The following is a 20,784-nucleotide window of genomic DNA, read 5'->3' as shown; positions in this document are numbered from 1 at the left end:
TCGATAGAATCTATTCAACAATGCAAATTAATCACGTAATAGCTAAAATATATACCACCACTACTCCCTCCCCAACCCGGATATTCTATATATCCCATTCAATAAAAATGATCGCAGCAAACACTACGACCATTTCCGTAAAACCTATTTTTAGTAATCACAACCTATTCATACCGCAATGCTTCCACCGGATTAAGGTTTGATGCTTTTAATGCTTGTGTGATAATCGTAAGCCAACCTAACAACAACACAAAAAAAGAGGGTACTAAAAAAATATCAACGGTCCATGAGGTGCGGTACGGATAAACACGCAACCATATATTACCTAAAAAGTAAGCGAGTGGCATCGCCAACACCAACGACCATACCAGCAGTTTCAAAAAATCTTTTGATAGTAAATAAAGCAACTGGTAGGTACTGGCACCCATAATTTTTCTGATGCCTAATTCCTTGATGCGTTGCTCACCTTCATAAGCTGCCAGGGCATACAAACCTGAACAACCAATGAGAATAGCCAGTATGGTAAAAAAGGTAAGCATCTCTGCGCTCTTGGTCTCGGCTGTGTAGCCCTCTTCCAGGGCATCTATCATAAACTTCGATTCAAAATCATTGCTCTGGGTGAGCTTCGCTGCCACTTCATCCAGCTTTGCTCTTGCCGTAAATAAGGCAGGGTCAGTAATTTTAACCATGTACAATTTTTCATCGGCACTATAGCGAATCACCAGGGGCATAATTTCTTTACGTAACTGACTGATGTGAAAGTCTTTGATCACACCCACTATTTCACCAGGCAGTGAGTCGCTAAAGGTAAAGCCCGCAATCTTTTTTCCAATTGCCTCCTCGCGTGTCCAGCCGAAAGCCAGCACTGTATTTTCATTGACGATTACATCTGTTGCTTTATCATACCCATTCGCATTAAAATTTCGGCCTGCTAATAGTGTCAGTCCCAAGGTCTGCACATAATCGTGATCGGCATACAACCACAAGGCCTTAATGCTTTCGTCTTCTGTTTTATTGATCTCCCACAAATTTGTACTGCTCAGGCGTGAGTAGCCCGGAAACCCCGATGCACTCGCTACGCGCTCCACACCCGGTACTTGCAACAACTCTGCTTTAAAAGCCTCCAGTCCTATGTCTTTATTTCTGTCGTCTGCAAAAAGCAGAAGCTGTTCTTTATTAAAGCCCATATCCTGCGAACGCATGTAGTTGGTTTGTCTGTTAATGAGCAAAATCAATACAACCAACAAACTGGTTAAGGTAAACTGAAACAGCACCAGCCCTTTGCGAAGTGCTCTGCTTGAATCGGAATTGTGTTTTCCTTTCAATACTTGCGCTGGTGTAAAGCGTGAAAGAAAAAAAGCAGGATAAACACCTGACACAAAGGTGATGGTTAAGAAAGCCACCACCAGCCAAAAAACTAAAACAGGACTACTATAAAAAGTTTTAAAGGTAAGTTCAAAACCGGCAAAGTAATTGAAGTATTGAATACCAATGTCAGCCCAAAGTACTGCGATCAAAAAAGCAATTGCACACAAGATCAATGACTCCATCAGAAATTGTTTCACAATCTGAAAACGCTGTGCACCTACTACTTTTCTTACGCCCACCTCTGTTGCTCTTCTTACCGATCGGGCGGTAGCCATGTTCATATAGTTGAAGGAAGCCAATACGAGAATGATGAGGCTCACCATCATAAAACCATTTACCAGTATTTTGCCAATAGCGCCACGGTTGTTACCTACATAACCGGGCTGTAGGTTGATTGACAACAAGGGTTGCAGAAAAAACTCATACGATGCCCAGGAGGTGGGCGTATAACGATGAATCAATTCATTCATCTTTTTCCCAAAGTCCTTTGCATCGGTACCTTCTCTCAGCAAGACGTAATTATAATGCGTGTTCGAATGCCAGTTAACGGATTGTGGTTCCAGCTTCTCAATCCAATAAAATGAAATGATATAGTCCGTGACCAGGTTCGACTGATACGGAAAATCGTTGAACACACCTGCGACCTTCATCTCCATGCCTTCTACAAATGAAATCGTTTCTCCAATAGGGTTCTTCTCACCAAAGATCACCTTCGTCATTTTTTCACTTAAATAGATTTCGTCTTCCTTCAAGAGCTTGTTTGTCTCTTTCATTTTAAAAGGAATAGTGAACATTGAAAAGAAAGTGGAATCCACCGCCATAACGCGCACCTGAATGGGATCCTGGTTTTCGCGAAGGATATTCACTGACTTAAATCCGATTCGGGTGGCCTCTTCTATTTCCGGAAACGACTTTTTCAGTTCAGGTGCCAATACCCCCTGCGTTAATGAAAGATAAGTGGAACGATTTTCCTGAAATTGTTTATTCACCACCCTGTAAATCCTGTCAGAAAAAACGTGGTGTGCATCGTAATGGTATTGCTCGTACGCAAACAAGCCTGTTACCAAACAAGCTGCCATGCCGATGGAAAGTCCGATGCTATTTAGCGCAGCAAAGAGCAGGTTGTTTCTAAGATTTCTCCAGGCGATGATAAAATAATTTCGCAACATAAGATCTGATTTTGCCTTATACATTGAAAAGCAATGCCAAAACCTGAAGTTTCATTTTCGTAATCATTTCGCAGCTTCTAACCTAAAAATACAACGAAGTGCCCATGCGTAGAAAAAATACTGTCCATAAATGGGCACTTTCTTAGCTATATTTAATGAGGACTTCGTAGGTTTAAATACAAATCAGAAATAATCATGGTCAAGAGCCCTGGTAAAGTATTGCTTGCCGATGACGATGAGTTTGTATTACTCTCGCTAAAAGTATTGCTTGAGCAGCACAAAATGGAAGTAGTCAGCACTTCAAATCCTGAGCGCATCATGTCGCTGCTTGAAAAGGAAAATATTCATACCGTCATCCTGGATATGAACTTCCGGGCGGGAGACACCAGCAGCACACAAGGCCTTTTCTGGTTAGGGCGCATTCTCGAGTTTAATAAAGATGTACCCGTGATACCACTCACTGCGTATGGGGATATTTCATTGGCGGTTGAAGCCATGAAAAGAGGCGCACATGATTTTATTACAAAGCCGTGGGAAAATGAAAAGCTGCTGGTCACTGTCAAAAATGCACTTGCTTTGTATGAGGAGAAACAAAAAGTAAAACACCTGACCGCACAGCAAAAAATATTGACAACAACTTCGCATATTCAGCAGGCACTTATTGGTACATCGGATGCGATGGCACAAATAAAAAATAAAATCGAAAAGATTGCTCCGACTGATACCAGCGTATTGATCTCCGGAGATAATGGCACCGGCAAGGAAGTAATCGCGCGTGAAATTCACAGACTTTCAAAACGAAATAGCCATGTGTTCGTCAGTGTTGATGTCGGTTCTTTAAGCGAGAGTATTTTTGAAAGTGAGTTATTCGGTCATAAGAAGGGTGCTTTTACCGATGCGAAGGAAGACCGCATGGGAAGAATTGAGGCCGCGCATGGTGGTACACTTTTTCTGGATGAGATTGGTAACCTACCCTTGCCCTTGCAAGCTAAATTACTGACGGTGCTGCAACACAAAATAATCACGAGGCTAGGCACTAACCAAGCCATCGCCATCGATGTTCGCATTATCTGCGCGACCAACAGTCATTTGCAGGAACTTGTAAAAGAAGGAAAATTCAGAGAAGATCTGTATTATAGAATTAACACCGTAGAAATCGGGATACCTCCACTGGCTGAAAGACCCGAAGATATACCTGTATTAGCACAACATTTTCTAAAAAAGCACGCACAGCATTATCAGAAGGAAGATCGTTATATACCAGATGAAGTGATGACCGCCCTGATGAAATACCGATGGCCGGGCAATGTACGAGAACTGCAACATGCAGTAGAACGATCTGTTATTCTCAGCGAAAATCAGGCACTTAGCTTAGAGGACTTTGGTATTTCGCGACACCTGCAATCAGGTGAATTAATTTTTGATCAACTCAACCTTGAAAAACTGGAGGCCTGGGCTATACGAAAGGCCATTGCTAAACACAAAGGCAACATTAGTCATGCTGCACAAGAGTTAGGCTTATCGCGTGGAGCCATGTACCGAAGAATGGAACGCTATGCTATCTAAAAGTTTCTATTTTAAAATAGTACTGCGCATCAGCTTACTCACCTTGAGCTTGTGTTTATTTAGTTATTGTCTGATCGATCAGTTTTACCTGCGTGCTTTTTATGCAGGCATTATCGTAATCATTCAAATTATTGAATTGATCAATTTCATTTCACACTTCATCAAAAATATTACCACACTTTTTCAGAGTATTGAGGAAAGGGATTTCAGCATACATTTTACTGAAGAAAAAGTTGATCATGCATTCAAAGGCTTGTATGCTTCCTTGAACAGATTAAATTTCATTTTCAGGAAAATCAGCAGTGAAAAAGAAATCAAGCACCGATTTGTCGAATCTATTATTGAACACATCTCCTTTGGTATTATCAGTTACGATGAAAAAGGAAGCGTTACTATGGTCAACCAGGCCTTTCTGAAGTTTGCAGGGTTAAGCAATCTCAGTTCAATTAAACAACTGGAAAACAAAAACAAATTTTTCTCAGATGCGCTTTTGAATCTTAAACCCGGAGAAAAGAAACTACTTAAACTACAAAGTACGCAGCAGATTATCACCTTATCGCTGTACGCTACTGTGTTTAAGTTAGACGATCGATCTCACACACTCATTTCTGCACAAAACATTTCGAATGAATTAAGTGCTACTGAAATGGAAGCCTGGCAGCGCTTGATTAAAGTACTCACGCATGAAATCATGAATTTCATTTCGCCCATCCTTTCATTAAGCAACTCGCTACATACCATCACCCAAAACAAACCGCAAGATGCCGGTGAAGACTGGCGTATCTTAAAACACGGGTTGGAAGCCATCAATAGCAGAAGTGAAGGCTTATTGAATTTTACCAAACGTTATCGCGAACTCACACAAATTCCTTCACCAAATTTTAAACAGGTTGATTTGTACGATTTTCTCACACAAAGCATTCGCCTTGTAGAACCTGAATTTAAAAACAGGGGTATACGCTTAGAACAGCAATTACAAGTAACGGTAGGCTTACTGGATGCTACACTCCTTCAACAGGTGATCATGAATCTTTTACAAAATGCCATGGATGCTTTGGTTGGAATGAAAGATGGGAAGGTTAATGTTACCTTGTACAGAACAGCCGAACGTATCAACATCGGCATTGAAGACAATGGCATTGGGATTGATCCGCTGCACCTGGACAAAATATTTGTGCCCTTTTTTACCACCAAAATAAAAGGCTCCGGCATAGGGCTTTCCCTCTCCCGACAGATTGTTCTCCTGCATGGCGGAGAGCTTTTTGTGCAATCCAAACAAGGGGAAGGTTCGCGTTTTACCATTGTATTGTAGCAACACAATGACACGTCTAGGCATACAAGAATGGCTAAATACCCCCCTCCCTAGTGGTAAACGGTGATTTTTACGCTCTAAACTTATTAAACTCAGGTATGTTTATTTAGACAGTCTACTGATTTTTAATAGATTTACAGTGACCGAACCTCTATGAAATATTGCAATGCCCTTGCAGTAGCTCTTTGCTGCTCTATATCCCTGTTATATGGCCAGGCAACCAAAAAATTGGTTGATCAAGGTGATAAATTATACTCACGCCAGGAGTTTGTAAAGGCACGTACTGCCTATGAAGCCGCTGAAAAAATTGACCCCAATGATGCTAAAATTCAGTTAAAAATCGGGCTCACTTTTTTATCCAGTTCACCTAAGTTTCAATCTTTGCAACACCTGGAAAGAGCCTATAAACTGGACCAGCAAGTTGACCCCGATATTCATTATTATCTGGGGATGTCTAATCAGTTGAACTTCCATTTTAAAAAAGCACAAAAGCATTTCGAGCTTTATAAAGAACGCAATAAGCGGATGGGACCGATTTGCGATCATAAAATAGAAGAGTGCAAACGCGCAGACTCATTAATGAATACAGCAGTATCCGCCATCGTAAAAGTAATGGACTGGCCTGTAAATTCTCCTTACGATGATTATGGGCCGCTACTCAATGCGGATGAAGACAAACTTATTTTTACCTCTGCACGTGACTCCAGTTTTTTTGACAGACGCACTAAAACTTTATTTGAAGAAATCTTTATCTCTGAATTGAAAGATGGTGTGTGGACAGTTCCGCAGAAAATAAGCAGTAACATTAACAATCAATTTCATGATGCAGCCGCCTCTCTTACACGCGATGGCAAAACTTTAATTGTGTATTACGGTGAAGGCAATGGCGACTTATACCGATCTGATTATGATGGCAAGACCTGGTCAAAGCCTGAAAGCATGGGTACTATTATTAACGGCCCCATGAGCAACGAAACCTCAGGATGCTTTACACCCGATGGCAATAAATTTTATTTTGCGAGCGATCGCCCCGAGGGTTATGGTGGTTTGGATATTTACATGGTTGAAAAAGATAAACATGGTGAGTGGACCAATGCCATTAACCTGGGGCCTGAAATAAACACCCCTGGCAATGAGGATGCACCTTTTTTATTCAATGACAGTACAGTTTATTTTGGTTCTGATACACATCCTGGTCTTGGCAGCTATGACATTTTTAAATCAATCAGCACCAACGGCAAATGGCAGAAGCCCGAGAATCTTGGCTATCCGGTAAATACAGCTGAGTATGAAAATTTCTTTCACCTAACACATGATAAGAAAAGAGGTTATTACGCTTCGGTGCGGCAGGAAGGAAGCGGCAGAACTGATTTATGCATGGTGACTTTCTTAGAGCCAGAGGTAACGGTTGTAGAGGTAGAAACAGAAGTAGCGGAGACAGTGCCTCAACAGCCTGCGTCAGATGAATTTGTTGATCCTTTGATTAGTTTACAAAAGGACCTTGGTATTGCTACGGCATTAAAAGGAACCGTGATTGATGCCCAATCATCGCTTCCATTAAAAGCACAAGTAGTACTTATTAATAACGAGAATAACACAATTATCTCACGCGTCTACTCCAGTCCGGAAACAGGTCAGTTCTCTATTGATATACCCCATGGTGGCAATTATGGTATCAACACTTCGGTGGATGGCTATTTATTTAACTCCATGAATTTTGAAGTGCCCACTTTTTCGGAGTATCAGGAAATTGATACGCACATACTCATGGCGAAAGCTGAGACAGGCTCTAAAGTAGTGTTGAAAAACGTATTCTTTGATAGTGGTAAAGCTGATTTGAAAAAAGAATCCATCGGAGAGATGGAACGTGTGTTAACGCTGCTTACTAAAAATCCAAATCTGCGCATACAAATAAACGGTCATACCGATAGTGCCGGTGATGATGCACTGAACAAACAGCTCTCGCTTAAAAGAGCAGAGGCTGTTGTAAATTATCTGGTGAGCAATGGCATCAGTCAAGACAGGCTTACAGCCGTTGGCTTTGGTGAGGAGCGACCGCTTGTTTCCAATGATGATGAAATGGAAGGTCGTGAAATCAACAGAAGAACAGAGATTGAAGTAATTCAGGGATCTTAACATTAAGCACTAGGTTCAATCATTTTCCACTACTCAACATGTCTAATAGCTCGGAGCTAACGGCTAGAAGCTAAAGCAACTTATTCAGTAAATCCCGATTATACCCACACCCTAGTACCCTCTGTGCAGTTCTTGCACATTTCAATTTCACTGCGTGATTTAAAGAGTGTATTTCGGAATTGTTGGTATTGTTCACCGAACCAAATCTCTTTGAAGGTTTGCTTGGTGAGATCACCCATTACATATTGCGCATCTTTATCAAAACAGCAAGGCAGTACTTTTCCATCCCAGGTAATCACACAACTCTGCCACATCTTCCAGCAATTATTATCAAGACTGTTTTTAATACTGTATTTTCCGGAAGCATTCAGTTGGTAGCGAGAATACTTGTCTTGCGTTGGTATCAACTCAGATCCATTTTCAAAATCATAAATTTGGGCTGTCTTTAATTTTACTTCATCAACACCTAATTCTTTTGCCAGTTTGTACACCTCAGGTATTTGGTGTTCGTTGGGTTTCACTACCAGAAATTGAAAAATAACATGCGGTGTTCTCGATTTTAGTTTTCGTTTCCAGGCAATGATATTTTTAGTGCCTTCTATCACTTTACTCAAATCACCACCAATCCTGTACGATTGATAAGTATCTTGTGAAGTGCCATCAATAGAAATGATAAGGCGATCCAATCCTGACGCTACAGTTTGTTGAGCGGCCTCCTCTTTTAAGTAATGTGCATTGGTAGAGGTAGCTGTGTAAATTCCTTTATCGGAAGCATACTTAACCATCGGCAGAAATTGCGGATGTAAATACGGTTCGCCCTGAAAATAAAAGGTAAGGTAGCTGAGTGTCGGTGCCAGTTGGTCGATTACATTTTTAAATAGATCCTGTTGCAACATACCCGTTGGTCTGGTGAACGAACGCAGTCCGCTGGGGCATTCGGGGCAACGAAGGTTACAGCTTGTAGTGGGTTCTATAGAGATTGAAATGGGGAGACCTTTAATGGAAGGCTTTTTATTAAAAGTTGATTGGTAATAGCTGGATAAGATTCTTGAATGATTAACCGCCTTTCTAATGTCGGTTTTACTTAAAAATCGGACGCTATCGTAAAATCCCCACATTATCTATTCATCATAAGCGAAATTCCAGTTTTCACTGAATTGAGTCAAAAGTAATAAACATTTGGCAAGTGCAATCAAAATACCTTTTGGTGTACTTTAATGAAATAAAAAAGGCGATGTCTTCCGACATCGCCTTTTTTAAAATCAGCCTTATTAAGGATTGGCTACATCCCAGTTAACTTCAGCGTTAGGGCGCTCTAGTCGCTCAAGAACCACCATACCTGCTACTGGTATAGCAATTTCACTTAATTTGTTATATCTTCTCATGTCAACCCAACGGTGACCTTCATACCACAAGGATAATGAACGCTCCTTTAATATGGCATTGATCAAGTCAGCTTGTGTAGTAGCACCGGCATAGTCAGGTAGACCGGCAGCATTTCTCACAATATCCATTAAACGAACTGCTTCAGTAGGATTACTTTGCTGCGCTGCAATTTCAGCAGCTATCAAAATCAACTCTTCGTTACGGATAATTGGAACTTGTTGAGTAGCTGAAGTGTACAGAACAGCGCGGTATCTTGTTGTGTAAGTAACACCTGAAGTGTAAGACAACTCAGGATTTACCACCTCCACTTTGCTTAAGCGAGTATCACCAGGTTCAGCAGCATCCCAGATATTTTCAACACCCACAATAATTTGAGATGCTGTGCTCAATAATGGATTACCAATATCTGGTGCGCTTGGGCTAAAACTGTGCTTAGGTCCAAGATTCATACTTCCGGCTTCATCAATAAAAGTTTGAGGAAGAAGCGCAGCTGCCTTAGTCCAGTCGGCCTGATAGATGGCTACTCTTAAAGCAATGGCTCTGTTAAACTTTTTGAAATTAGCAGGCGTGTTAAAGCCAGTATAGGATGCAGGTAAGTCGAATGGAAAGGCAGCACCTGCTGCGTCAAGCTGTGCAGCGCCATCATCCAAAAACTGCGCTATACCAGCCAAGGACTGAGCATAGGTTGCAGGTTTGCTAGGATTGAATGGGTCTGTAACATCTAAACGGATACCATTGGTGTACTGTGCATTCAGCATATACAAAGAAGCTAATCCCTTAAAAGTATTAGCCAATCCTCTGTACGCCTGTTTTTCCTGATCTGTTACTGAAGATGTGTTATCAACAGCAGCTAAAATAATATTAGCCTGACGAACAGGTAAACCAAAGGCAGTAGTTGCACCATTATAGAAGGCAGAGTTATCAATAGGTCTTGTACCATTTAACTCCGTCATCCAACGAGACTCTGTACCGTTAAAATTAAACAGCTCTTTGCCAATGGTACCTGTAACCTGTAAATACGTTGCCAAACCATTTCTTGCCGCTGCCACCTGACCGATGGCCAGTGCATTCAATTGCGCTCTAGAAGCGTTTGATGTAACCGCTCCAACACTGGGAAAGTTAGGGTCTTTGATCTCCTCTAACTCGCACGCACCTGCTGTAAATAGTACAACGGCACACGCTAAGATTTTTTTCAAATTATTATTCATGATTTTATACAATTCAATTAGTTGAATTTGATTATTATAAATCAATAGATACATGGAACATGACCCTTCTTACTGCAGGGATACTTCCTAAATCAACACCACTACCAAGTGCTGCAGATCCGAAGTTTGAATTTTCAGGGTCGTAACCTGCTGTATAGTCAGTCCAGCGTAATAAGTTATTACCTGATATACCCACTTTTATACCTTGTACTTTGTCTTTAAATGTTGATTGAAGCACACTCTTAGGAACTTTGTAATAGAGTGCAACCTCTCTTAATTTCAAGAAGCTTGTAAGTACAGGGTTGTAACCTTCAATAGGGTCACCATTTTCGTCAAGACCATTTACGTTCTGACGGGCAATACCATTAGGGGCAACATCATTTGGATCTGCAGGAATATCACCACCAGAATCTCTTCCCAAACTTGTTGAATTCCAGTCTGAAGTATTTCCACCTTCATCCCACAATACACGTGTTAAAGAAACTACTGTAAACTTGTGACGATAGTTAAGCAATGCAGAGAATTCAAAATTCTTTAAGAAGGTAATTCTTTGATTTAATGAGAATTCATATTTAGGTTGTTGATCACCATAAACAGTCCATGAAGTTAAATCTGCCGGATCAGTTCTAGGCTGACCTACGATTTGTGTAGGTGAAAAACCTTCTTTAACTCTCCACTGACCAAAGGTTGCACCAAAGCCTCCTGTTAAACGTTCAGGAATATCAAGACGTGTGATCTTTGATCTGTTAAACCAGAAGATTGGCTGAACATTCCAGCTAAAGTTGCTATTACGTACTACATCGCCTGCGAGTGTAAACTCCATACCTTTGTTTTCAAGGTCAGCTGCATTGATATTTGTTGATACAACACCAGTAGTCGGAGCCAAATTCAAAGGCTGAATCAAGTCAAATACTTTTTTGTTATACACTGTAATTTCGGCAGTTACTCTGTTCTTGAATAATCCAAAATCAAGTCCGTATTCTAATTCAGTAGCTTTCTCCGGCTCAATGTTAATATTACCTAATGTTGTTTGAGGCACAAGACCACTTTCTCCACCAATACCTGCTTTATCTAATCTAGAGTAAAGTGTTCCGAAAGTTGGCAAACCTGCTGTCTGACCATAGGCAACACGAAGCTTTAATTGGCTGATAGGACCACCGATGGTAACCAAGTTATGAATGTTAGCGGCAACTGATCCTCTAGGGAAAGCGTACCACTGTGAAGGATCTCCATTAAGTGTTGATCTGTCAAAACGAACACCAGCAGAACCAATAATCTTATCTTGGTAATTGGCTTCCTGTTGTAAGAAGAAACCCTGATCTGTGTTTTCTATGTATTCAACATCAGATTGGAAAACGTCTGCACGACCAGGATTTGAAACACCTGCAGGTAAGCCTCTGCCACGCACGTAGCTAAGTTTTGCATTGGTACCCAACTGAACAAAACCAGCTGAGGTAGTCAGGCCTAACTTATCTTCCATAGCATTCAAAGTAAACACAGCAGACAATTGTGTATTGTAGTTCAACACTTCAGTACGTGTGTCCTGCGCGAAACCAGGGTTAGGTTCAGCTTGTTGCGATTGCAAATCTGTTGGTAACCAAATGAGTGAATAACCATTTTGGTAGTCAACACCACCGGCATATCTTACTGTTAATGACGTCTTGGCATTGTTGATCAGCAAGGCATTTGCATTAAAGCCTTGAAAAACACGTGTTACTTTTTGATTATTTACTGCTTTATCACGAACTGCTAAAGGGTTTTCACCTACCGGGTTGAGTGGGTAGTTACCTTGTGCATCCGGGAAAAGATTAACATATGGTTTAGTGTAGGCTAAAGAATATCCATAGTTAGTATAGGAGTTATCATTCCCTGCCCAACCCCTATCGTTATTTGTACGAACCAGGTTTGAGTTAATCGAGATATCCAACCACTTTGTTACTTTATGGTCCAGGTTAGCTCTAACAGAATAGCGCTGAAATCCAGTATTCTTTACGATACCTGTTTCATCAGCAATACTACCATTAATATAGAACTTCGTCTTTTGATCTCCACCAGCTACACTTAAACGAGAATTTTTTATGACACCTGTCTCTCCATATACTTCTCTCTCCCAATCTGTATAGGTTCCGTTTGCCTTGGCTGCTTGTAATAATGGAATATCAGCAGGGTTAAAGTAATCAGTCAGTTTTTGTTCTGTCCAATCAGCTCCTCCATAAAAACTTAATGCTTTGCTGAAACCAATATCCTGGCCAAAGTTAACCTGGGTTTTACCACCTTTACCACGCTTTGTAGTAATGATAACAACACCGGCATTTGCGCGCGTACCATAAATAGCCGCTGCAGAAGCACCTTTCAGAATTTCTATGTTCTCAATATCATCAGGGTTAAGGTCGGCTAAGCGGTTTGCATTGTTATCCTGAGATGAAGCCGCTGAACCACCAGTAGCCTTGTTTGCCTGAGAACGGCCATTAGAGAACTGGCTGTTATCAACATAGATACCATCAACGATGAACAAGGGTTGCGATGCTGAAGATCCAAGCGTAGATACACCCCTGAGTTGTACGTTAAATCCACCACCTGGCATTGAGCCATTTGACTGAATATTGGCACCTGCAATTTTACCCTGCAAGGCACCGTCTGTAGTTATTGGGGAAGTCGTACCAACAAGATCTTTAGCCGATACAGTTGATACTGAGTTAGCCAGGTTTGATCTTTTTACAGTTGTAGCCAAACCGGATACAACCACTTCTGATAACTGCGTTACATCCAGGGCCAGGGAGATGTCAACCACAGCACGGTCTCCGACAATTACTTCTTCGGTACGCAAACCGATAAATGAGAAAATCAAGGCTGCGTTTGCATTAGAAATGCTAAGGGCATAGTTACCATTAACATCAGTTACAGTTCCATTGGTGGTTCCTTTCACTACCACGTTTACACCGGGAAGTGCAGAACCGTCTTCGGAGGATGTCACCTTACCGGTAACATTTCTTTCCTGGGCCTGCACGCTTTGGAAAGCGAACAGCGCCACAAGAAAGCACGATAGTACAGTACTCTTCATAGATTTAAGTTTAGGTTAGGTTAATAAATACCAATATCCGGCTATTATTTTGAATTTGTTAATTTTGTTGGAACAATATTTCTTACAGTAGGTTGTTTGCAAAATATAAATCAAGGAATTGACTTATTAGATAATTAGAAACAATCTTCTTAATTACTGACTTTTGTCATAATAAGTTGTTCCGCCTGATTTTAGCTGGGCTTAAACTTAACCCTATGTATAACTTTACTTTCAAATAAATTTGTCATGATTCATTCAAAAGCTGAGAAAATTATACGCTATGCATTTTTTATTTCATGTCTGGCTATCCCATTCTCAGGAACTGCACAAAATAAATTATCAGGGAATGCAGAAATCTATGTTCTAACACTGGGCCCATACCAGGGTGAACTTTACTCCGCTTTTGGCCATAGTGCCATCAGAGTGGTGGACGCAACTGAGGGTCTAGACGATGTTTATAACTGGGGCGTGTTCGATTTCGATCAGCCGAACTTTTATCTGAATTTTGCCCGGGGCTACCTCTACTATAAACTCGGAGTACATGATTATGAGCGTTTCAGGGATCATTACATTTATTATAACCGATACATACATGCTCAAAAACTAAACCTAAGTCAGGCGCAAAAACAAAAGCTGTTCGACTACCTGCAATGGAATAGCTTACCTGAAAATCAAAACTATCGTTACGATTATTTCTATAACAACTGTGCTACCAAGGTTAGAGACGTAATGCTTACTGTTTTTAGCGACAGCGTAAAATTTGATGGTTCTTATGTAACAACGGATTATACCATCAGAGATTTAACAGATATCTATTTACAGCATCAGCCTTGGGGCGATTTAGGCATCGATATCTGCCTGGGTTTACCCATGGATAAAAAAGCAAGTCCTGAGGAATATATGTTTTTGCCTGACTATATAGAGTCTGGCTTTAACCACGCCACTATCGGCTCTCTTCCTTTAGTGAGCGAGACAATAAGCGTTTACGAAAGTCGCGAGGAAGAAATAAAGTCAAGCCTGTTCCATCCGCTCATCGTTTTTATAGTTTTTGCAATTTTAGTTTTAGTGTTAAGCATCTGGGATTTCAAAAGAAAAAAATTAAGCAAGTGGTTTGATGCTTTGCTCTTTGGAATACTCGGCTTGGTGGGTTGTTTACTTTTCTTTCTGTGGTTCTTTACCGATCATAAGGCGGCAGCGGTAAACTTTAATGTATTGTGGGCCTTCCCGCTTCACTTAGTGGTGGCCTTTGCTTTATTTAAAGATCGTGCGTGGTTGATTAAATATTTCCTTGTTTACGATGTTATACTGTCTATCGCAATATTGTTCTGGTTTTTATTACCTCAGCAACTAAATCTTAATTTAATGCCCCTCGTTCTTGTGGTGCTTATGCGTAGTGCGGTGAATTATCATCTGCGTAAAGTAAACTAAGAATGGATCTGCTATTAATCTATAAATCAGGTATCCTTAAATCCTGATGCAGGCCCTTTAAATTGTCTGCATCAGGATTTTCTGAATTTAAGAATTTGCAGGATTAAATGGTTTGTTTTTTTAGTGAAGTAGCTTTATACTTTACCATTGGTATAGCCATCTGTTTAATCCATGACAAACCGTATTACATATGAAGCGGCCTGTTGGCTGTTGCTGCTAAGCAAGCTTCTTTCACGGCCTCCATGTAAGTCGGGTGCGCATGACTCATTCTGGCAACATCTTCTGCAGAAGCACGGTACTCCATAGCTACCACTCCGGCAGCAATCATATCCGCAGCTCTTGCTCCAATGATGTGAACACCTAAAATTTCATCTGTTGTTTTATCGGCTAGTATTTTAACTAATCCATCTAAGTCCATACTCGCACGCGCACGACCTAAAGCTTTATAAGGAAAGCTTCCGGTTTTATACGCACGACCTTGTTCTTTTAATTGTTCTTCGGTGTAACCCACACTTGCTACTTCAGGCCAGGTGTATACAACGCCAGGAATTAAATTATAATTAATGTGTGGCTTCTGTCCTGCCATTTGTTCTGCCACCATTACACCTTCTTCTTCAGCCTTGTGTGCTAACATGGCACCACGCACTACATCACCAATGGCGTAAATATTATCGACTTTAGTTTTTAAATGATCGTCAACCGGGATTTTACCTTTATCTAATTCAATACCTACTTTATCTAATCCAAGACCATCCGTATAAGGCCTGCGTCCGATACTTACTAAACAATAATCACCTTTCAGTTCAATGGCAGCTCCACCATTCTTTGGTTCAGCCTTTACAATTACTTCTTTGCCTTTATTTTCCACGGCCGTCACTTTATGACCGAGGTAAAAATCCATGCCCAACTTCTTGGTCGCCTTTTGCAATTCCTTACCCATGGTTCCATCCATGGTTGGAATTAAGCTATCTAAAAATTCGACTACCGTAACTTTAGCACCGATACGGGCATATACAGAACCTAACTCCATTCCGATTACACCTCCACCAATCACAATCATGTGCTTGGGTACTTCTTTTAACTCAAGCGCTTCAGTGCTGGAGATGATTCTTTTCTTATCGAAAGCAGCGAATGGAAGTGGTGTTGGCTTAGAACCTGTGGCAATAATTACTTTTTCTACAGTAAGGGTTGTTTCCTTTCCCTCATTTGTCACCTTAATGGTGTTCTTATCAACAAAAGAACCTACACCCGTGTGCACGTCAATTTTGTTTTTTTTCATCAGGTAGGCAATACCATCAACGTTAGCTTTTACAACATCGCCTTTGCGTTTAATCATTTGGCCAATGTTGACTTTTGGCTCGTTGATATCAATACCGTGCTCTTTAAAAGTATGCGCAGCGTTGTGAAAATGCTCTGATGAATCGAGTAATGCTTTAGAAGGAATACAACCTACGTTTAAACAGGTGCCTCCTAAAGTATTGTATTTTTCAACGATGGCTACTTTCATGCCGAGCTGAGCGCAACGAATGGCTGCTACATATCCACCTGGGCCTGAGCCGATAACTACTACGTTGTATTGCATCACTAATTAAATTTCAGGTTCAATATTTCAAATTTAAAATTCTATTCAGTACCCACTTTACAGAGGCTGGAATGGGATTAAACACCAAGTATCAATCTTCCCGGATCTTCCAGTAATTCTTTCACACGCACTAAGAAGCTCACCGACTCACGCCCATCCACAATGCGATGATCATAAGAGAGAGCCAAATACATGATCGGACGAATTACAATCTCTCCGTTTTTAACCACAGGCCGCTCAACAATATTGTGCATACCTAAGATGGCCGATTGTGGTGCATTTAAAATAGGTGTAGAAAGCATAGAGCCAAACACACCGCCATTCGTGATGGTAAAAGTACCACCTTGCATTTCTTCAATCGAGAGTTTACCATCACGACCCTTAGTCGCCAAGCGAATTACTTCATTTTCAATCTGATCAAAGGATAAGGATTCTGCGTTGCGAATGACAGGCACCACTAAACCGCGCGGTGTAGATACGGCAATAGCCACATCGCAATAGTTATGATACACTATCTCTTCACCACTGATTTGGGCGTTAACTGCTGGCCATTCTTTCAAGGCCACACAAACTGCCTTTGTAAAAAAAGACATAAAGCCTAAGCCAACACCGTATTTTTCCTTGAACTTATCTTTATACTTAGCGCGCAGCTCCATTACAGGTTTCATGTCTACTTCATTAAAAGTAGTGAGCATGGCTGTTTCATTTTTTACCGAAACAAGGCGCTTGGAAATTGTCTTACGCAGTGAGGTCATTTTCTCTGAGCGCTTATCTCTGCTACCGCCACTGGCAATTACTGGTGCCGATGCCGGAGCCGCAGGCTTGCTTGCGGCTGCAGGTGCTTGTTGTGCTTTCATCGCATCTTCTTTTGTGATGCGTCCACCAACGCCTGTACCCTGTACGTTGCCTGATGCAATACCTTTTTCATCTAATAACTTGGCCGCTGCCGGTGATGCATGACCAGCCGCATAACTGCTACCACCCGTAACAGCTTGCGCTGCAGGTGTAGCGCCCGCAGCTTTAGGTGCTTCAGCTTGAGCACCTTCCATTACCTCAATCTTGCAGATCAAACCACCGATGGGTAATGTTTCCTTCTCTTTAGCAACAATTCTTAAAATACCATTCGCTTCTGCCGGCAATTCAAAAGTGGCTTTATCTGATTCTACTTCAGCAATGATTTCATCGAGTTTTACGAAATCGCCATCTTTCTTCAACCAGGTTGAAATGGTTACTTCTGTAATGGATTCACCCACAGCAGGGACTTTCATTTCCTTGATGGCACCTGTTGTTTTTGGCGCAGCTGCTGTTGCCGCTGTTGCTTGGGGTGCAGCTGATGATGCCGGAGCACTTGCTGCTTTGGGTGCAGTCGCTGTTGCCGTGCCACCATCTGCAATCTCACAAATCAATCCTCCAATCGGCACAACATCGCCTTGCTGTTTCACAATCTTTAATACACCCGCCTGAGGGGCAGTTAATTCAAATGTTGCTTTGTCTGACTCCAACTCAGCTATGATCTCGTCCATCTTCACAACATCGCCATCCTTCTTAAGCCAGTTGGCGATGGTTACTTCGGTAATCGACTCGCCTACAGTAGGTACTTTTACTTGGATTGCCATAATTTCTATTTACGATTTACGAATGACTATTTTAGATTTTCTAAGGTCTTACTACTTTATACTTATGTCTTGTGTCTTGTGTCTATATCTCAAAAGCCTGGTTAACAATTTTATCCTGTTCAATTTTATGAACTTTAGAATAACCCGTAGCCGGTGAAGCACTTGGCTTACGTGAAACCAAATCCAAACCTGCCTTTGCCATAAAGCGGAGTATGTAACTCCAATAACCCATGTTAGCAGGCTCTTCTTGTGCCCAAACTAATTTCGCATTCTTGTATTTCTTCAACACAGCATTCAATTGCTTTTCTGGAAAGGGGTGCAACTGCTCAAGACGAACAATGGCCGCATCTTTAATTTTTTTCTTTTGCTGAACTTCCTGTAAGTCGAAGAAAATTTTACCTGAACAAAGAATTACACGCTTCACATCTTTTGCAACAGCATTCGGATCATCCAGCACCTCTTTAAACGTACCGGAAGTGAAATCTTTCAAAGGAGAAGCAACACCTTCGTGTCTTAGCAATGACTTAGGCGACATCACTACACAAGGCTTGCGAAATTCCCACATTACTTGTCTGCGCAATAGGTGGAAAATATTTGCTGCTGTAGTCAGGTTAGCAACAATCATGTTGTTTTCGGCAGCCAATTGCAAGAAGCGCTCAGGGCGTGCGTTGGAGTGTTCAGGTCCCTGGCCTTCATAACCGTGTGGTAATAACATCACGGTTCCATTTTGTCTCTGCCATTTCGATTCAGCACTCGATAAAAACTGGTCGATCATTACCTGTGCACCATTGGCGAAATCGCCAAACTGTGCTTCCCAGATAACAAGGGCATTTGGTGTTGACATAGAATAACCATATTCAAAACCGAGTACACCAAACTCTGACAATAAAGAGTTATAAATATGAAACTTCGCCTGACCTTGCTCTATATTATCTAAACCACAGTATGGCGCATTTGTGTTAGCATCAAAGAAGTAAGCATGTCGGTGAGAAAAGGTACCACGCTTTACATCCTGACCAGACATACGCACTGGAATTTTCTCAGCGATGAGAGAACCATAAGCCAGCAATTCTGCTTCTGCCCAGCCCAACACTTTATCATCAAAGAAAGCTGCCTTGCGGTCTTTCAATAATTTTTCAATTTGCTTTAGTGGTTTAAACCCTTCCGGAATAGTCGTTAAAGCTTTTCCTACTTTTTCAATCAATGCCGGTTTAATGCTGGTGTCGGGCGACTGATCAAAGTCTTCGGCCTTAGCCCAGCGCATGTGGTTCCACTCCTCCTCCACTTTTTGTGGTTTGTAAGGAAGCGGCTTTTGCTTTACCTCATTCAGTCTATCTTGTAACTGGTTTCTGAATTTAGCATCGAGGTCATCTGCCAATGCTGCATCAACATCACCACGTTCCACCAAACGCTTCACATATACTTCGCGTGGATTCGGATGCTTGGCAATGATGTTGTATAATTTCGGTTGTGTGAATTTCGGCTCGTCACTTTCGTTATGACCATGTCTTCTGTAGCAGAGTAAGTCGATGAAAATATCCTTACCAAATTTCTGACGGTACTCTACGGAGAGGTTTGCGGCAAAATTCACAGCCTCTGCATCGTCACCATTTACGTGAAGTACAGGAGCATCTACAATCTTGGCAATATCTGTACAGTAAATAGAAGTACGGGCATCATCATAATCAGTCGTAAAGCCTACCTGGTTGTTGATAACGAAGTGGATTGTACCCCCTGTTGTATAGCCTGGCAAACCAGACATCTGAAGTGTTTCATACACAATACCTTGTCCGGCTACAGCAGCATCACCATGTATAAGAATCGCCATCGCCTTACGCAGGTCTCCACCATACTCATCGTCAATCTGACCACGTGTGTAACCCAACACCAGGGGATCAACCGCTTCTAAGTGTGAAGGGTTAGGTGTTAGTTTCACATATATTTTATTGCCGGAAGGTGTTGCAATGTGACTGGCGTATCCTAAGTGATATTTTACATCACCATCACCCATGGTAAGGTTGTCCGGATTTACATTGCCTTCAAATTCCGTAAAAATCTGTTCGTAGGTTTTGCCTAGAATATTAGATAGTACATTGAGGCGACCGCGGTGGGCCATACCTATCACTACTTCCTTTACGCCAAGCTCTGCCGACTTATTAATAATTTCATGTAATGCGGGTATGGTGTTCTCACCACCTTCTAAAGAGAAACGTTTCTGTCCTAAAAACTTTGTGTGTAAAAAGTTTTCAAACACAACAGCTTCGTTCAGTTTAGCCAGAATGCGTTTCTTCTCATCCTGCGATGGGTTATAATTGAAATAGCCTTTCTCTATTTTTTCGATAAACCAGTTACGCACATCGTCATTACGAATAAAGTTATATTCGAAACCAATCGGGCCAACGTAAAGGGCCTGAAGGCGTTCGATTATTTTGCGAAGTGATGTGCGGGACATACCGATTTCGGACGCCACATCAAACTCCGCATCCAGGTCTGCATCAGTCAGTCCAAAAGTTTTATGATCGAGCTGAACATTATGGTTTCTGCGTTCGCGCACTGGATTGGTCTTCGATTTTAAATGACCAAAAGAGCGGTAGGCAAAAATCAAATTTCTTACTTGCGTTTCTTTAACATTTAATGAGTCTGCCCCCGGAGCACCATTTTCGCCATAGCGCTGCTGAGAGAATTCATATCCCTCAAAAAACTTCTGCCAGGTCGCGTCCACCGATTGCGGATCAGCTTTGTAGCTTTGAAAAAGTTGGTCTAAGTAGCCAACATCTGAATTTGATATATAAGAGAACTTATCCATAATTTTAGCTCAAGTAAACAAATGTAGTTTAGGCTTTACGGAATAAAAAACCGTGTACTCGCTTAAGCAATTATTTACTGATTATCAGGCAAATAAATTCTTCCGAACCCGGGCTTGCTGACTGACGGAAAAGACCTATATTTGCA

At 41.4% G+C, this 20,784-nt stretch carries 11 protein-coding genes; 4 read left to right on the top strand and 7 right to left on the bottom strand.

Going from position 1 to position 20,784, the window contains the following annotated elements:
• Positions 1-164: 164 nt before the first annotated feature.
• Entirely contained in the window at positions 165-2,537 is a 2,373-nt protein-coding gene (locus tag ACO1XM_RS13460; RefSeq protein WP_486229814.1) for an ABC transporter permease, read from the bottom strand.
• A 195-nt stretch (positions 2,538-2,732) separates the two neighbouring features.
• On the opposite strand from ACO1XM_RS13460, the gene ACO1XM_RS13455 reads away from it, so the two are divergent.
• The 3 genes from ACO1XM_RS13455 (at position 2,733) to ACO1XM_RS13445 (ending at position 7,551) form a co-directional block, all read left to right on the top strand.
• Positions 2,733-4,103 carry a sigma-54-dependent transcriptional regulator gene (locus tag ACO1XM_RS13455; RefSeq protein ID WP_486229812.1) on the top strand — a complete coding sequence of 457 codons (1,371 nt, stop codon included), beginning with the start codon at positions 2,733-2,735 and terminating at the stop codon, positions 4,101-4,103.
• Positions 4,093-5,415 carry a sensor histidine kinase gene (locus ACO1XM_RS13450; RefSeq protein WP_486229810.1) on the top strand — a complete coding sequence of 441 codons (1,323 nt, stop codon included), beginning with the start codon at positions 4,093-4,095 and terminating at the stop codon, positions 5,413-5,415. The genes ACO1XM_RS13455 and ACO1XM_RS13450 overlap by 11 nt, the downstream gene beginning before the upstream one ends.
• Positions 5,416-5,568: 153 nt before the next feature.
• On the top strand, positions 5,569-7,551 hold the full coding sequence (locus tag ACO1XM_RS13445; RefSeq protein WP_486229808.1) for an OmpA family protein: 1,983 nt from the start codon (positions 5,569-5,571) through the stop codon (positions 7,549-7,551).
• A 98-nt stretch (positions 7,552-7,649) separates the two neighbouring features.
• Here ACO1XM_RS13445 and ACO1XM_RS13440 read toward each other — a convergent pair whose 3' ends face one another.
• From ACO1XM_RS13440 to ACO1XM_RS13430, 3 genes are all read right to left on the bottom strand, one after another.
• Complete coding sequence (locus ACO1XM_RS13440; RefSeq protein ID WP_486229806.1) at positions 7,650-8,669, bottom strand: SPASM domain-containing protein; 1,020 nt, start codon at positions 8,667-8,669, stop codon at positions 7,650-7,652.
• 153 nt (positions 8,670-8,822) lie between these two features.
• Complete coding sequence (locus ACO1XM_RS13435) at positions 8,823-10,145, bottom strand: RagB/SusD family nutrient uptake outer membrane protein (protein WP_486229804.1); 1,323 nt, start codon at positions 10,143-10,145, stop codon at positions 8,823-8,825.
• A 34-nt stretch (positions 10,146-10,179) separates the two neighbouring features.
• Positions 10,180-13,206, bottom strand: coding sequence for a SusC/RagA family TonB-linked outer membrane protein (locus ACO1XM_RS13430; protein WP_486229802.1), 3,027 nt, complete (start codon positions 13,204-13,206; stop codon positions 10,180-10,182).
• A 246-nt stretch (positions 13,207-13,452) separates the two neighbouring features.
• Between ACO1XM_RS13430 and ACO1XM_RS13425 the strand changes: the two genes are divergently transcribed.
• Positions 13,453-14,634 carry a lipoprotein N-acyltransferase Lnb domain-containing protein gene (locus tag ACO1XM_RS13425; protein WP_486229800.1) on the top strand — a complete coding sequence of 394 codons (1,182 nt, stop codon included), beginning with the start codon at positions 13,453-13,455 and terminating at the stop codon, positions 14,632-14,634.
• A gap of 184 nt (positions 14,635-14,818) precedes the next feature.
• Here the strand turns inward: ACO1XM_RS13425 and lpdA are convergent, their stop codons facing one another.
• The 3 genes from lpdA to ACO1XM_RS13410 all read right to left on the bottom strand — a co-directional run bounded on the left by lpdA (position 14,819) and on the right by ACO1XM_RS13410 (position 20,638).
• A complete protein-coding gene (gene lpdA / locus ACO1XM_RS13420) occupies positions 14,819-16,216 on the bottom strand; it encodes a dihydrolipoyl dehydrogenase (protein WP_486229798.1) in 1,398 nt (465 codons plus the stop codon).
• Positions 16,217-16,293: 77 nt separating this feature from the next.
• Positions 16,294-17,832 carry a 2-oxoglutarate dehydrogenase complex dihydrolipoyllysine-residue succinyltransferase gene (gene odhB / locus ACO1XM_RS13415; RefSeq protein WP_486229796.1) on the bottom strand — a complete coding sequence of 513 codons (1,539 nt, stop codon included), beginning with the start codon at positions 17,830-17,832 and terminating at the stop codon, positions 16,294-16,296.
• Between the two features lie 82 nt (positions 17,833-17,914).
• Positions 17,915-20,638 (bottom strand): 2-oxoglutarate dehydrogenase E1 component, encoded by a 2,724-nt coding sequence (locus tag ACO1XM_RS13410; RefSeq protein WP_486229794.1) that lies wholly within the window; start codon positions 20,636-20,638, stop codon positions 17,915-17,917.
• Positions 20,639-20,784 lie beyond the last annotated feature (146 nt).

It is taken from the genome of Chryseotalea sp., from assembly GCF_057350905.1.
The sequence above is the reverse complement of the archived record's forward strand: the minus strand, read 5'-3'. Positions and strand labels throughout refer to the sequence as shown.